Annotated in this window: 11 protein-coding genes and 1 tRNA gene; 9 read left to right on the top strand and 3 right to left on the bottom strand. The window is 73.1% G+C overall.

Going from position 1 to position 14,871, the window contains the following annotated elements:
- Nucleotides 1–222: 222 nt before the first annotated feature.
- The gene (locus ACFWOG_RS14660; RefSeq protein WP_380358325.1) at nucleotides 223–1,917 is read right to left on the bottom strand and encodes an FUSC family protein; all 1,695 of its coding nucleotides are present in this window, start codon (nucleotides 1,915–1,917) and stop codon (nucleotides 223–225) included.
- 89 nt (nucleotides 1,918–2,006) lie between these two features.
- On the opposite strand from ACFWOG_RS14660, the gene ACFWOG_RS14655 reads away from it, so the two are divergent.
- On the top strand, nucleotides 2,007–2,450 hold the full coding sequence (locus ACFWOG_RS14655; RefSeq protein WP_329948555.1) for a MarR family transcriptional regulator: 444 nt from the start codon (nucleotides 2,007–2,009) through the stop codon (nucleotides 2,448–2,450).
- An 87-nt stretch (nucleotides 2,451–2,537) separates the two neighbouring features.
- Here ACFWOG_RS14655 and ACFWOG_RS14650 read toward each other — a convergent pair whose 3' ends face one another.
- Together ACFWOG_RS14650 and ACFWOG_RS14645 are read right to left on the bottom strand one after the other, a co-directional pair.
- On the bottom strand, nucleotides 2,538–2,726 hold the full coding sequence (locus tag ACFWOG_RS14650) for a hypothetical protein (protein ID WP_329948554.1): 189 nt from the start codon (nucleotides 2,724–2,726) through the stop codon (nucleotides 2,538–2,540).
- A 96-nt stretch (nucleotides 2,727–2,822) separates the two neighbouring features.
- Nucleotides 2,823–2,894: transfer RNA gene (locus ACFWOG_RS14645), tRNA-Arg, on the bottom strand.
- A 243-nt stretch (nucleotides 2,895–3,137) separates the two neighbouring features.
- Here ACFWOG_RS14645 and ACFWOG_RS14640 point away from each other — a divergent pair.
- From ACFWOG_RS14640 to ACFWOG_RS14605, 8 genes are all read left to right on the top strand, one after another.
- Nucleotides 3,138–3,566 (top strand): response regulator, encoded by a 429-nt coding sequence (locus tag ACFWOG_RS14640; protein ID WP_380358329.1) that lies wholly within the window; start codon nucleotides 3,138–3,140, stop codon nucleotides 3,564–3,566.
- A 73-nt stretch (nucleotides 3,567–3,639) separates the two neighbouring features.
- Entirely contained in the window at nucleotides 3,640–5,301 is a 1,662-nt protein-coding gene (argS, locus tag ACFWOG_RS14635; protein WP_329948553.1) for an arginine--tRNA ligase, read from the top strand.
- Nucleotides 5,302–5,387: 86 nt separating this feature from the next.
- Entirely contained in the window at nucleotides 5,388–6,782 is a 1,395-nt protein-coding gene (gene lysA, locus ACFWOG_RS14630) for a diaminopimelate decarboxylase (protein ID WP_329883029.1), read from the top strand.
- A 138-nt stretch (nucleotides 6,783–6,920) separates the two neighbouring features.
- Nucleotides 6,921–8,213: a homoserine dehydrogenase gene (locus tag ACFWOG_RS14625; RefSeq protein WP_329948552.1), complete on the top strand. Its 1,293-nt coding sequence runs from the start codon at nucleotides 6,921–6,923 to the stop codon at nucleotides 8,211–8,213.
- Nucleotides 8,214–8,222: 9 nt separating this feature from the next.
- Nucleotides 8,223–9,320, top strand: coding sequence for a threonine synthase (thrC, locus tag ACFWOG_RS14620; RefSeq protein ID WP_329883207.1), 1,098 nt, complete (start codon nucleotides 8,223–8,225; stop codon nucleotides 9,318–9,320).
- Nucleotides 9,321–9,660: 340 nt separating this feature from the next.
- The gene (gene thrB / locus ACFWOG_RS14615) at nucleotides 9,661–10,596 is read left to right on the top strand and encodes a homoserine kinase (RefSeq protein WP_329883027.1); all 936 of its coding nucleotides are present in this window, start codon (nucleotides 9,661–9,663) and stop codon (nucleotides 10,594–10,596) included.
- Between the two features lie 632 nt (nucleotides 10,597–11,228).
- Nucleotides 11,229–13,349, top strand: coding sequence for a transcription termination factor Rho (rho, locus tag ACFWOG_RS14610; protein ID WP_380358320.1), 2,121 nt, complete (start codon nucleotides 11,229–11,231; stop codon nucleotides 13,347–13,349).
- A 181-nt stretch (nucleotides 13,350–13,530) separates the two neighbouring features.
- A complete protein-coding gene (locus tag ACFWOG_RS14605; protein ID WP_380358317.1) occupies nucleotides 13,531–14,787 on the top strand; it encodes an LCP family protein in 1,257 nt (418 codons plus the stop codon).
- The last annotated feature ends 84 nt before the right edge of the window (nucleotides 14,788–14,871 follow it).

Raw genomic sequence — 14,871 nt, 5'->3', positions numbered from 1 at the left:
ACCCCACCCGCACCCCCCATCACCCGCCACGGCCGCTGGGAACTGCGCCACCACCCCGACGGCACCACCGAATACGCCTGGATCGCCCGCCAGGCCGGCCACTTCAGCCCCGAGAGCAATCCGATCCCCGACCAGCGACAGAACCCCCGGGGCCGCCACCGCATACCCCGCTGACCGAACCGCCCTCCTCGCCCCGTCGGAGTCCTCCGGCGGGGTGGAGCGTCAGGAGGCCCCCGGCTCGGCGCCGCCCCCGTCCTCGGGCGGAGCCGGAGGCGGGTCGCCGAACACGCCGGCCATGGTGCCGAGCGCGTCGTCGACGGTGAGCAGCGCCGCCAGCATCCGCAGCTGCTCGGGAGTGCCCGTCGGCGCCGCCCCGCCCTGCCGGGGGATCCGTGCGCGGACCGCCTGGTAGCCCGGTCCGGGACGGCGTCCGATCGACCGCCGGACCGCCGCGGTGTTCGCCGCCACCGCCCGGTTGAGCCGGGCCATCCGGGGATCCGACCAGAGCGCCGGGTCGGCTACCGCCCCGTCCACCAGCACGCGCAGCGGGGCCTCGCAGGCGCTGACGGCGTCCACCACGTCCGCCCGGTAGGGCCGGTCGGCCGGCGACCCGCCCCCACGCCCGCCCCCACGCCCGGTCAGCCGCCGTGTCAGCCGGCCTGCGCTCCGCTCGGCCCGCAGCGGGCGGGCCATCAGCCCGAGTTGCTCGACGCCGTACGCGAACCGCGCCCGGCCGCGCAGCAGGGCGGGCCGGTCGGTACCGGCGACACCCAGCAGGTCGGTCAGCGCGGCCAGCGCGTCGGCGGTGCGCCGCCGCAGCACGTCCTGGGTCCGGAGCGGGAGGACCAGCCAGGCCGCCGCGATGCCGACGGCCGCGCCGAGGCCGATCGCCGCCAGCCGGGTGCGCAGCAGGTCGTCCGAGCCCTGGCCGAACCACCCGTACAGCAGCGAGAGCACGGCCGTGACGCACCCGGCCCAGTAGGCGTAGCTGAGTTCGCGCAGCCAGGTGGCGAGCGCCAGGACCGCGAAGATGAGCACGACGGCGGCGTCCTCGTGCGGGCCGAAGGAGCCCGCGACGGCCGTGGCGACGACCGTGCCCGCAGCCGCGCCGACCGCCCGCAGCAGTCCCTTGAAGAGGACGTCAGCCCGGCCGCGCGCGCCGCTGCACACGATGAACGCGGTGAGCACCACCCAGGCCCAGTGGTCCGGCCAGACGGCCCGCCCGGCGAGGAACGCCCCGCCCACGGCGCCCGCCATCTGGAGGGCCATCCGGGTGTGGACGAGTGGCCGCCACCGGGCCGCCGGTCGGGGTTCCGGTGCCGCGCCGCCCGGGTCGGCCGGTTCCGGGGCCGGTGCGGGCGGCCGGACGGGGGCGGGCACCAGCCCGGTCCGGACGGCGACGGCCTGGGCCGTGGCCACCCAGGCGCCGGAGACCAGCGCGATCAACGCGACCCACAGGGTGTGGTCGTGGCCGGGGAGCGGCCCGGCGTCCGGCGGCATGACCAGCAGGGCGATCAGCGGCAGCACCAGCAGGCCGCCCGCCCGCCCGGCTCGCGGGCCGAACCGGCGGACCCAGATCGGCAGCGCCGTCCCGAGGGTGAAGAGGACGTCGCCGAGGTTCGGGTGGAGGGTCATCAGCCGCCCGACCTCGGCGGCGCCCGCGGCGGCGGCCGGCAGGACGGCGAGCCCCAGCAGCCGGTCGTACCGGTCGGCGGTGAGCTGGACCCGTGCGGCGGTGGCCGCCAGCACCACGGCCTGGACGACCACGTCGACCCGCAGGTGCGCGAGGTGCTCGATCAGGAGCGCGGAGCCGTAGGCGGCCAGCATGGCGGCCGTGGTGACGGCGGTCTCGCGGAGCAGCAGCAGCCCCGGGTCGAAGCGGACGGCCCGGCGTAACCCGGAGAAATACTTACTCATCACGTACGGATTTCTCCCTTGCCTGCTGACGCTGACCGAGGAACCGACGGAGTTCTCCCACGCGAAGTGGTAAGTGTTAGCGTAGCAATATGGAGATCGACCAGCCATGGCTCAGCGAGGCGGCGGAGATCCGCCAGGGCACCACCCGACTGGCCCGCCGACTGCGGTCCGAGCGTGCGGGGGAGGGCCTCAGCCTGAACAAGCTGAGCGTGCTCGGGCACCTGCTCCGGTACGGCCCGATGTCGCCGGGGGCGCTCGCCGCGGCCGACCACCAGCAGCCGCAGTCGCTCACCCGGGTGTTCGCCGAACTGGAGCGCGACGGCCTGCTCCGCCGGGTCCCGGACGAGCGGGACCGCCGCCAGTCCGTCCTCCACCTCACCGCGGACGGCCGTACCGCGCTGGCCCACGACATGGCGGGCCGGGACGCCTGGCTGGCGGACGCCCTGGAGGCCCTCACCGAGACCGAACGCGAGGTCCTCCGCCTCGCCGCGCGTCTGATGGACCGCCTGGCCGACACCGCCGACCGGCCCTGACAGGCCCCGACCGGCCCTGACAGGCCCCGACCGCCCACCCGGATCCGCACCCCACCCGGATCCGCACCCCGCCCGGAGCGGCCCCGACTAGCGCTTCAGGGACCGGTACCGCTTGAGCAGGGCGGTGAGCCGGGCCGGGTCCGCCGCGCCGTTCAGCTCGACGAGCAGGTCGTCCGGGCAGAGCTCGTAGTGGTCACCCCACCACCGCTGCACCTTGTTGTCCCGGATCCGGTAGCCGCCCGGCACGCCCCTGGCCACGTAGCGGCGCCTGCCCATGAAGCCCCCGCCCCACCGCGCGTCCTGAAAACGAATCAGGCCCAGTCCCGCGGTAACTTACCGCTGGCCTGGGCCTGTTCAGCACTTCTTGCGAAGTGCCCCCGGCAGGATTCGAACCTGCGCACCCGCCTCCGGAGGGCGGTGCTCTATCCCCTGAGCTACGGGGGCCTGCTTGTTGTCGTCGCCTTCGCTCCGACGTGGAGAACATTACCAGGCTCCGGCCGTGCTCCGTGCACGGGTTTCGCAGGAGGTCGGACGGGGGGTCGGGCGGGAGGCGGGGTGACGGGTCGGGGGACCGGTGGGGTCGGCGGGGCGGGAGGGGGCGGACAGGGGGCGGCCAGGGGGGAGCGGAAGTGCGGAAAGGCCGGACGGGGCGGCGGGCCCGCCGATACCCTCGGTGAGGTGTCGGGAGTGTCCGGGCGGGTCCTCGTGGTGGACGACAGCGAGGTGATCCGTCAGCTGATCAGGGTCAACCTGGAGCTTGAGGGCTTCGAGGTGGTGACCGCCGCCGACGGTGCCGAGTGCCTGGAGGTGGTCCGCCGGGTGAAGCCCGACGTGGTGACGCTGGACGTGGTGATGCCGCGGCTGGACGGCCTGCGGACGGCGGCCAGGCTGCGGGCGGCGCCGGGCACGCGGCGGCTGCCGATCGCGATCGTGAGCGCCTGCACGCCGGCGGACCTGGACCTGGGGGAGTCGGTCGGGGTGGACGGCTACCTGGGCAAGCCCTTCGATCCGGCGGACCTGGTCGCGCTGGTGCGGCGGTTGAGGGAGCTGGGCGACGGCGCCGGGGAGGCGGCTGGATTTCGCCCTCAGCGAACAGACGGTATCGATCGGGGCTGAGCACGGCGCCCGGGCGTCTCGACCGGCAAACCGAGTGGCGGACGCCCCTCCCACCTCGCCTACGCTTGGCGTCGTGACCCCCGCAGAGCTTTCCCAGGCAGTCCAGGCCGCAGTGAGCGCCGCCGTCGAGGCGGGCGAGCTGGCCGTCGCCGTGCCCGAGCACGTGACGGTCGAGCGGCCCAAGAACAGGGACCACGGCGACTACGCGACCAACGTGGCCCTCCAGCTCGCGAAGTCGGCCGGCCGGCCGCCGCGAGCCGTGGCCGACCTGGTGGCCGCCCGCCTGCGAGAGCTGCCCGGGGTCGCCAAGGTCGACATCGCCGGGCCGGGCTTCCTGAACATCACCTTCGACGCCGCCACCCAGGGCGAGCTGGCCCGCACCATCGTCGAGGCCGGCGCCACGTACGGGCACAACGACGCCCACAAGGGCCTGAAGATCAACCTGGAGTTCGTCTCCGCCAACCCGACCGGCCCGATCCACATCGGCGGCGTCCGCTGGGCCGCCGTCGGCGACTCGCTGGCCCGGGTGCTGCGCGCCACCGGCGCCGACGTCACCACCGAGTACTACCTCAACGACGCCGGCGTGCAGATCTCCAAGTTCGCCGGCTCGCTGAAGGCCGCCGCCAACGGGCTGCCGGTGCCGGAGGACGGCTACGTCGGCGAGTACGTCGCGGACATCGCCAAGGCGATCGTGGACGGCGTCCCGGGCGTGCTCGACCTGCCCGACGCCGAGCAGCTCCAGGCCTTCCGCGTCGAGGGCCTCAAGCTCATGGTGGCCGAGATCCAGCGCTCGATGGAGGAGTTCGGGACCCACTTCGACGTCTGGTTCTCGGAGAAGTCGCTGCACGACTCCGGCGCCGTAGAGAAGGCCATCGAGCGGCTGCGCGAGCAGGGCCACGTCTTCGACCAGGACGGCGCGATCTGGCTGCGCACCACCGACTTCGGTGACGACAAGGACCGCGTCCTGGTCAAGGCCGACGGCGAGACCACCTACTTCGCCGCCGACGCCGCGTACTACCTCTCCAAGCGGGACCGCGGCTCCGAGGTCTCGGTCTACATGCTGGGTGCGGACCACCACGGCTACGTCAACCGCCTCAAGGCCATCGCGGCCTGCGCGGGCGACGACATGGACCGCAACATCGAGGTCAAGATCGGCCAGTTCGTGAAGATGATTCGCGACGGCGAGGAGGTCCGCATGTCCAAGCGGGCCGGCAACATCATCACGATCGACGACGTCGTCGACTGGATCGGCGTGGACGCGGCCCGCTACACCCTCGGCCGTACCCCCACCGACTCCACCATCACGCTCGACATCAACGTGCTGACCAGCCAGACCAACGAGAACCCGGTCTACTACGTCCAGTACGCCCACACGCGGATGTGCGGTGTCGCGCGCAAGGCCGTCGAGCTCGGCGTCGACAAGGGCGCGGCCGCCGACTTCAAACCCGAGCTGCTCGCCACCCAGTGGGAGAACGACATCCTCGGCGTCCTCGGCGAGTTCCCGAAGGTCCTGGCCACGGCGGGCGAGCTGCGCGAGCCGCACCGGGTCGCGCGGTACCTGGAGGTCCTCGCGGGCAAGTACCACCGCCTGTACGAGAACTGCATGTTCCTGCCCAAGGGCGACGAGGAGCTCAACGACACGCACCGAGCCCGGCTCTGGCTGGTCGAGGCCACCCGCACGGTCATGGCCAACGGCCTCACGCTCCTGGGCGTGACGGCGCCCGAGCGGATGTAGCACCACCCCCAAGCGCACAGCGGGGGCGGCGGACGGTCAACGGGGACCGTCGCCGCCCCTCGCCATAGGTCAAGGACACAAGGGACATGAGTCGCTCCGCACACCCCGCAGGCCCCCGGCACGGTGACGTGCTCCCCGAGGGCCACTACCAGGCCCCGCCGGCCGACCTGAACGCGCTCGACCCCAAGGTCTGGTCGGAGACGGTCGCCCGCGGTGCCGACGGCGTCGTCACCGTCGCCGGCCTCGACGTCAACCGGATCGCGGCCGAGTTCGGCACCCCGGCCTACGTCCTGGACGAGGCCGACTTCCGCTCCCGGGCGCGCGCCTGGCGGGACGCCTTCGGCGACGACGCGGACGTGTACTACGCCGGCAAGGCGTTCCTCTCCAAGGCGGTCGTGCGCTGGCTGCACGAGGAGGGGCTGAACCTCGACGTCTGCAGCCCGGGCGAGCTGGCGGTGGCGCTGGGCGCCGGGATGCCCGCCGAGCGGATCGCGCTGCACGGCAACAACAAGTCCGTCCACGAGCTGGAGCAGGCCGTGAAGGCGGGCGTCGGCCACGTCGTGGTCGACTCCTACGAGGAGATCGAGCGCCTCGCCGCGATCGCCGCCCGCCAGGGCGTGCGCCAGCAGGTGCTGATCCGGGTCACGGTCGGCGTCGAGGCGCACACCCACGAGTTCATCGCCACCGCGCACGAGGACCAGAAGTTCGGCCTCTCGCTGACCGGCGGCGCGGCCGCCGAGGCGGTCCGCCGGGTCCTCGCCCACGGCGGGAGCCTGGAGCTGCGCGGCATCCACTCGCACATCGGCTCGCAGATCTTCGACACCGCGGGCTTCGAGGTGGCCGCCCGCCGGGTGGTGGGCCTGCTGGCGGAGATCCGCGACGAGCACGGTGTCGAGCTGCCCGAGATCGACCTCGGCGGCGGCCTCGGCATCGCCTACACCAGCGACGACGATCCGCGCGAGCCGGCCGAGATCGCGGCCGCGCTGGCCGGCATCGTCCGCCGCGAGTGCGACGCCTCGGGCCTGCGGGTGCCGCGGCTGTCGGTCGAGCCGGGCCGGGCGATCGTCGGCCCGACCGCCTTCACGCTGTACGAGGTGGGGACGGTCAAGCCGCTGGAGGGCCTGCGGACCTACGTCAGCGTGGACGGCGGAATGTCCGACAACATCCGGACCGCGCTCTACGACGCCGAGTACTCGGTGGCCCTGGTGTCGCGCACCAGCGACGCGGAGCCGATGCTGGTCCGGGTGGTCGGCAAGCACTGCGAGTCCGGCGACATCGTCGTCCGGGACGCCTTCCTGCCGGCCGACCTGGCCCCGGGCGACCTGATCGCGGTGCCCGCCACCGGCGCCTACTGCCGTTCGATGGCGAGCAACTACAACCACGCCCTGAAGCCTCCCGTGCTGGCCGTCAAGGACGGTGCGGCCCGGGTGATCGTCCGGCGCGAGACGGAAGAGGATCTCCTGCGTCTCGATATCGGATGACGAAATCCTTGTCTCAGATCATGGAACGACCGTAGATCCGTACGGAAAGTCCCGGAGACTGGTACGGACCGAAGGTCCGGCGGGGGCATGAAATCCCGCCGGACGAACCGAAGCACGATGAATGCAGAGCGGAGTCGGATGATGCGTACGCGGCCGCTGAAGGTGGCGTTGCTGGGCTGTGGTGTGGTGGGCTCCGAGGTGGCGCGCATCATGACGACAGACGCCGCCGACCTCGCCGCGCGCATCGGCGCGCCGGTCGAGCTCGTCGGTGTCGCGGTCCGCCGGGCGGGCCGTCCCCGGCCGGGCGTGCCCGACCACCTGATCACCACCGACGCCGAGGCCCTGGTCAACCGGGGCGACATCGACGTGGTGATCGAGGTGGTGGGCGGCATCGAGCCGTCCAAACACCTCATCCTGTCGGCGTTCCGGCAGGGCGCCTCGGTGGTCAGCGCCAACAAGGCGCTGCTCGCCAAGGACGGCACCGAACTGCACGCGGCGGCGGCCGAGGCCGGCGTGGACCTCTACTACGAGGCCGCGGTGGCCGGTGCGATCCCGCTGATCCGCCCGCTGCGCGAGTCGCTGGCCGGTGACCGGGTGAACCGGGTGCTGGGCATCGTCAACGGCACCACCAACTTCATCCTCGACAAGATGGACAGCACCGGCGCCGGCTACTCGGAGGCGCTGGAGGAGGCCACCGCGCTCGGCTACGCCGAGGCCGACCCGACGGCCGACGTGGAGGGCTTCGACGCCGCCGCCAAGGCCGCGATCCTGGCCGGCATCGCCTTCCACACCAAGGTGACCGCGGCGGACGTCTACCGCGAGGGCCTGACCGAGGTGACCGCCGCCGACATCGCCTCCGCCAAGAAGATGGGCTGCGTGGTCAAGCTGCTGGCGATCTGCGAGCGGGCGGCCGACGGCGAGTCGGTCACCGCGCGCGTCCACCCGGCGATGATCCCGCTGTCGCACCCGCTGGCGTCCGTCCGCGAGGCGTACAACGCGGTGTTCGTCGAGGCCGAGGCGGCCGGACGGCTGATGTTCTACGGCCCGGGCGCGGGCGGCGCGCCGACCGCCTCGGCGGTCCTCGGCGACCTGGTCGCGGTCTGTCGCAACAAGCTCGCCGGTGCCACCGGCCCCGGCAACTCGGTGTACACGCAGCTGCCGGCCAAGCCGATGGACGAGGTGGTCACCCGCTACCACGTCAGCCTGGACGTCGACGACCGCGCGGGCGTGCTCGCCCAGGTCGCGTCGGTCTTCGCCGAGCACGGGGTCTCCATCGACACCGTGCGCCAGCAGGGCCGCGACGGCGACGCCTCGCTCGTCGTGGTCACCCACCGGGCCACCGACGCCGCCCTGTCGGCGACGGTGGACAAGCTCCGCGCACTGGACAGCGTGCGCGACGTGGCCAGCATCATGCGGGTCGAAGGGGAGTAGGAACAGATGATGAGCGGCGTTGCCGAGAACGCGGCCAGAGGCACCCACACCCACCAGTGGCGCGGCCTGATCGAGGAGTACCGGGACCGCCTGCCGGTCAGCGAGGCCACCCCGGTGGTCACGCTGCTGGAGGGCGGCACCCCGCTGGTTCCCGCCCAGGTGCTCTCCGAGCGCACCGGCTGCGAGGTCTACCTCAAGGTCGAGGGCGCCAACCCGACCGGGTCCTTCAAGGACCGCGGCATGACGATGGCCATCTCCAAGGCGAAGGAGGACGGCGCCCAGGCCGTCATCTGCGCCTCCACCGGCAACACCTCGGCCTCCGCCGCCGCCTACGCGGTGCGGGCCGGGATGGTGTCGGCGGTGCTGGTCCCGCAGGGCAAGATCGCCCTCGGCAAGATGGGCCAGGCGCTGGTCCACGGCGCCAAGATCCTTCAGGTGGACGGGAACTTCGACGACTGCCTCACCCTTGCGCGTGAACTGTCCGAGAAGTATCCGGTGGCGCTGGTCAACTCGGTGAACCCGGTTCGCATCGAGGGCCAGAAGACCGCGGCCTTCGAGATCGTCGACATGCTCGGCGACGCGCCGGACATCCACGTCCTGCCGGTCGGCAACGCGGGCAACATCACCGCGTACTGGAAGGGCTACCGCGAGTACGCGGCGGACGGCCTGGCCGCCCGCACCCCGCGGATGTGGGGCTTCCAGGCCGCCGGCTCCGCCCCGATCGTGGACGGCGCCCCGGTGCTCAAGCCGCAGACCATCGCCACCGCGATCCGGATCGGCAACCCGGCCTCCTGGGACTACGCGCTCGCCGCGCGGGACGAGTCGGGCGGCCTGATCGACAAGGTGACCGACCGTCAGATCCTGTCCGCCTACCGGCTCCTGGCCTCGCAGGAGGGCGTCTTCGTGGAGCCCGCGTCGGCCGCCTCGGTGGCCGGTCTGCTGGCCAAGGCGGAGGCCGGCCTGGTCGACCCGGGCCAGCGGATCGTCTGCACGGTGACCGGCAACGGCCTCAAGGACCCGGACTGGGCGGTGGCCGGCGCGCCGCAGCCGCAGATCGTCCCGATCGACCCGGAGACCGCCGCGCAGCGCCTCGGCCTGCTCGACTGACCCGCGACCGAACGCCGGGCCGACCCTTTCGGGGGTCGGCCCTGCGTCGTTCTCGACTGACACTTTTGTGTCAATTCCACGGCGCATTCCGATCCGATTCCGGCATGGATTCCGGCCAGAACCGGCAACACACCAGACGGAAGGCCCACGGGGTGTACCGCTGTGGAACCTCTCTTCGATACTCTGGGTCCGGCCGTGTGGCACATGCCCCGGGTCCGGCCCCACCGCGGGAGCCGCACCATCGACTGTGACCGACCGCCCCGGCCGGGGCCCGCGGCCCCCTCCCACCCTCGCACCGACGCGCTTCGCGCCGCCCGATTTCCCCAGGAGAGTCCACCGCATGGCCGGTCCTGCGTTCCGTGCCGCCGCCGTCCGGGTCCGGGTCCCCGCGACCAGTGCCAACCTCGGCCCCGGCTTCGACGCCTTCGGACTCGCGCTGGGTCTGTACGACGACGTGGTCGTCCGGGTCTCCGACTCCGGGCTCTCCGTCGACATCGCCGGTGAGGGTGCCGACAGCCTGGCCCGCGACGAGCGCCACCTCGTGGTCCGCTCGATGCGCGCCGCCTTCGACCGTCTCGGCGGCCAGCCGCGCGGCCTCGAAGTCGTCTGCGCCAACCGCATACCGCACGGCCGCGGCCTGGGCTCGTCGTCCGCCGCGATCTGCGCCGGCATCGTGGCGGCCCGCGCCGTCACCATCGGCGGCCCGTCCGCGCTGGACGACGACGCCCTGCTCGCCCTCGCCTCCGAGCTGGAGGGCCACCCGGACAACGTCGCGGCCTGCCTGCGCGGCAACTTCACGGTGGCCTGGACCGAGGAGGACACCGCCCGGGCGGTCGCCCTGGAGCCCTCCGACCAGGTCGTCCCGGTGGTCTTCGTACCGGCCACCGAGGTGCTCACCGAGACCGCCCGCGGCCTGCTGCCGAAGACCGTCCCGCTGGCCGACGCCGCCGTCAACGCGGGTCGCGCCGCGCTGCTGGTCGAGGCCCTGACCCGGCGGCCCGAGCTGCTGCTCGCCGCCACCGAGGACCGGCTGCACCAGGACTACCGGGCCTCCGCGATGCCGGACAGCGCCGCCCTGGTGGGCGCGCTCCGCGCGGAGGGCGTCGCCGCGGTGATCTCCGGCGCGGGTCCGACCGTGCTCGCGCTCACCGACGAGGCGGGCGTGCAGAAGGTCCTGTCCTTCGCCGAGGGCCACGGTTCCGGCGGCCCGGTGTTCGCCGCGCACCGGCTGGAGCTCGACCGGACCGGGGCCACGGTGCTCCCGCTCGACGTCTGAGCACCCGTTCGGAGCGGGCCCGGACCGGTGCGCCGGAGCCGGGCCGTCCGGACACGATTGGCAAGCGCAAGGCTGGGGAATGTCTGAGGGGGTCGGTAGTGTTAACCTCATTGCTGCACCAGGTGCCCTCCGGGGCTAGGTGCGCCGCGTCCCGATCCCAGCACTCCGCACCAGCGGAGTCCCGGCGATATACGGGGCGACGATTCTCCGGGAGCCCACCGCAGCGCGTACGCAGCCTGCCTGCGCGACTTGCGGCCGCATCCCGAAGCCGTGACGGCACCTGACTCCCACCCGCGGCCTCCCACCTTGAGGCACAGGACGGGCGGAGCACGGGCCACCGTCACGCGACGGGGGCCCGGGATTCGCAGGCAGCGTGGGGATATCTCCCCGCCGAAAGCTGGGGTGGGGGTACCACCCGGCCGAAGGCTGGGGGCGGGTCGACGTTCGACCGTTCCACCACGCCACTCAGCACCACCGTGCTTCATGCACCGCACCTCGCAGCTCTCCCCCGACCGGCACACCGCCATCCGGGGGATCACCGCCTCGGACCGACGCAGACGAGCGTTGGTCAGGACAGCACAACCGGTCGCCGAGCCAGACAGGCCGACGTCCGCTCCAGGGAAGGACCCTTAGTGAGCGACACCACCGATCTGATGGGCGCGCGCCCGGACGCCGAGGCGTCGGACGCAGCCGCCGCCCCCGCGGCTCCGGCGCGACGCCGTCGTACCGCTGCCGCGGGCCTGGACGGCATGGTCCTGGCCGAGCTGCAGAAGCTCGCCGCGGACCTTGGCATCACCGGTACCGGACGCATGCGCAAGAGCCAGCTGATCGAGACCATCAAGGAGAAGAGCGGCGGAGACCCGCTGCTCGCCGGCGCCGGGACCGCCGCCGCGGCCGCTCCGGCCGCCAAGCGCGCCGCCAAGGCCGAGGCCGCCGAGCCGGCCGAGAAGCCCGCCCGCCGCACCAAGGCCGCCGCCGCTGCTGCGGCCGAGGCCCCCGCCGCCGCCGCCGAGGCGCAGGCCCAGATCGAGATCCCGGTCCAGGCCGCCGCCGAGACCGCCGCGCCCGCCCGGACCGAGCGGACCCGCCGCCGGGCCACCTCGGCCGCCGGCGCCCCGGTGGCCGAGGCCGCCGAGGCGCCCGCCGCCGTGGCGACCGAGGCCAAGCAGGCCGAGGCCCGCCCCGAGGGCGCCCGCGCCTTCGAGAACCGCGAGGAGGGTCGCAGCGAGACCCGCCGCGACCGTCGTGACCGCCGCGGTGGCCGCGAGGCCGGCGAGCGCGAGGGCCGCCAGGAGGCCGGCGAGGCCCAGGCCGGCCAGGACGGCGACGGGCGCGAGTCGCGCCGCGACCGCCGCAACCGCCGGGACCGTACCGAGCGCCCCCAGCAGCAGGGTGCCCAGAGCACCCAGGGCGACAGCCAGCAGAGCCGCCCGAGCGGCGGCCAGCAGGCCCAGCCGCAGCAGGTGCAGCAGGCGCAGCCGCAGGGCGGCTTCGACGACGACGAGTTCGGCGACGGGCGCCGTGGCCGGCGCGGCCGCTACCGCGACCGCCGTGGCCGTGGCAGCAGCCGCCGCGAGGGCTTCGAGGCCGGCCCGGCCGAGCCGCAGGTCGGCGAGGACGACGTCCTGATCCCGGTCGCGGGCATCCTGGACATCCTCGACAACTACGCGTTCGTGCGGACCTCCGGCTACCTGCCGGGCCAGAACGACGTCTACGTCTCGCTCGCCCAGGTCCGCAAGAACGGCCTGCGCAAGGGCGACGCCATCACCGGTGCGGTGCGTCAGCCGCGCGACGGCGAGCGCCGCGAGAAGTTCAACGCCATGGTGCGGCTGGACTCCGTCAACGGGATGGACCCGGAGAGCGGCCGCGGCCGCCCCGAGTTCAACAAGCTCACCCCGCTGTACCCGCAGGACCGGCTCCGTCTGGAGACCGACCCGGGCGTGCTGACCACCCGGATCATCGACCTCGTGTCGCCGATCGGCAAGGGCCAGCGCGGTCTGATCGTCGCGCCGCCGAAGACCGGTAAGACGATGGTGCTGCAGGCGGTCGCCAACGCGATCACCCACAACAACCCCGAGTGCCACCTGATGGTCGTCCTGGTCGACGAGCGTCCGGAAGAGGTCACCGACATGCAGCGGTCGGTGAAGGGCGAGGTCATCTCCTCGACCTTCGACCGCCCGGCGGAGGACCACACCACGGTGGCGGAGCTGGCCATCGAGCGCGCCAAGCGCCTGGTGGAGCTCGGCCACGACGTGGTGATCCTGCTGGACTCGATCACCCGTCTCGGCCGTGCCTACAACCTGGCGGCGCCGGCCTCCGGCCGCATCCTGTCCGGTGGTGTCGACTCGACCGCGCTGTACCCGCCGAAGAAGTTCTTCGGCGCCGCGCGCAACATCGAGAACGGCGGCTCGCTGACCATCCTGGCCACCGCGCTGGTCGAGACCGGCTCGCGGATGGACGAGGTGATCTTCGAGGAGTTCAAGGGCACCGGCAACATGGAGCTCAAGCTCGACCGGAAGCTCTCGGACAAGCGCATCTTCCCGGCCGTCGACGTGGACGCCTCCAGCACCCGCAAGGAGGAGATCCTGCTCGGCAGCGAGGAGTTGGCGATCGTCTGGAAGCTGCGCCGGGTGCTGCACGCGCTCGACTCGCAGCAGGCGATCGAGCTGCTGCTGGACAAGATGAAGCAGACCAAGTCCAACGCCGAGTTCCTGATGCAGATCGCCAAGACGACCCCCGGGTCCGGCGACTGACCGTCGCGAGACGGTTTCTCGACACGGAACCCCGGCCCGCGCGAGCGGGCCGGGGTTCGTCGTGTTCCGGGGGCTGCGGGGTCTCCGGAGGTTTGTCGGGAAGATCCATTTCGGTGGTTTGTTCCAGAGTCGGGACATCTTGAGGTCTTTACGGCATCTTGTCCGATTTATTCTGGATCGTATGGCCGAGCACAAGAGGGTTCCGAACCGCCGCCGCAGGCTCCTGCGCGTGGCCGCGTGTGCGTTCGCCGCGCTCGTCGTCCTCGGGGCCGGAGCGGCCGGCTACGCGTACCACCGGCTGAACGCCAACATCAGGAGCGTCGACATCGACGCCCGGCTGGGCACCTCCCGGCCGCCCACGGCCACCGACGGGTCGTTCAACCTGCTGGTGCTGGGCTCGGACTCGCGCGCCGGCGGCAACGCCGGCCTGGCCGGCGGCGACGCCGACGGCACGGCGCGCTCGGACACCGCGATGGTCGTGCACGTCAACCAGGACCACTCGCGCGCCGACGTGGTCTCGATACCCCGCGACACCCTCGTCCCGCGCCCCGAGTGCACCGACGCCGGGGGGCGGACCGCCCCGGCGGCGAAACGCGCGATGTTCAACAGCGCGTACGAGACCGGGGGCGCGGCGTGCGCGGTGAAGACCGCGGAGCAGATCAGCGGGCTGCGGATGGACCACTACGTCGAGGTGGACTTCGAGGGCTTCGCCCGGGTCGTGGACGCGATCGGCGGGGTCACCGTGACCACCACGGTGGCCATCCGCGACAAGGACAGCGGGCTGGACCTCCCGCCCGGTGAGCACCGCCTCGACGGCGAGCAGGCGCTGGCCTTCGTCCGCACCCGGCACGGCGTCGGGGACGGCAGCGACCTCGGCCGGATCGAGCTGCAGAAGCAGATGGTGCGCTCACTGCTCGACCAGGCCGGCGGGGCGGGGCTGCTGACCAACCCGGCCAAGCTCTGGTCGACCGGCGACACCCTGACCCGCAGCATCACCACCGACTCCGCGCTCGCCTCGGTCAACTCCCTCGTCGGGCTCGCCGAGGAGCTCAAGGGCATCGGGCCGGACCGGCTCACCATGGTCACCCTGCCCGTGGTGACCGCGCCGAGCGACCCGGACCGGGTGGTCCAGCAGCAGCCGCAGGCCGACCAGGTCTGGGCTGCCCTGAAGGGCGACCGGCCGCTGCCGTCGGCGGTCGTCGTGGCGCAGCCGCAGAACCCGGCGCAGGCCACGCCCACGGCCACCCCCACCGGCGCCCCCAAGGCCCCCGTCAAGGGCCCCACCGGCCCCACCGGCCCCACCGGCCGCGCCAAGGCGCCCGGTGCCACGGCCACCGCCCCTGCGACGGCTCCCGCCGGTGCCCCCGCGGGGACCGCGACCGGGACCGCCACCGGGGCCGCCACCGGGACCGTCCCGACGGCTCCCGCACGGCGGTGAACGCGCCCGGCCGGGGGCCCGGAATATCCCGGAACGCGCCCCGGTTTGGGAAGAAGCGACCCGTCCTGGCAGACTGGTCCGTCG

Origin of the sequence: Kitasatospora sp. NPDC058406, assembly GCF_042722765.1 — a bacterium.
In the GTDB taxonomy this organism is placed as follows: Bacteria; Actinomycetota; Actinomycetes; order Streptomycetales; family Streptomycetaceae; genus Kitasatospora.
The sequence above is the reverse complement of the archived record's forward strand: the minus strand, read 5'-3'. Positions and strand labels throughout refer to the sequence as shown.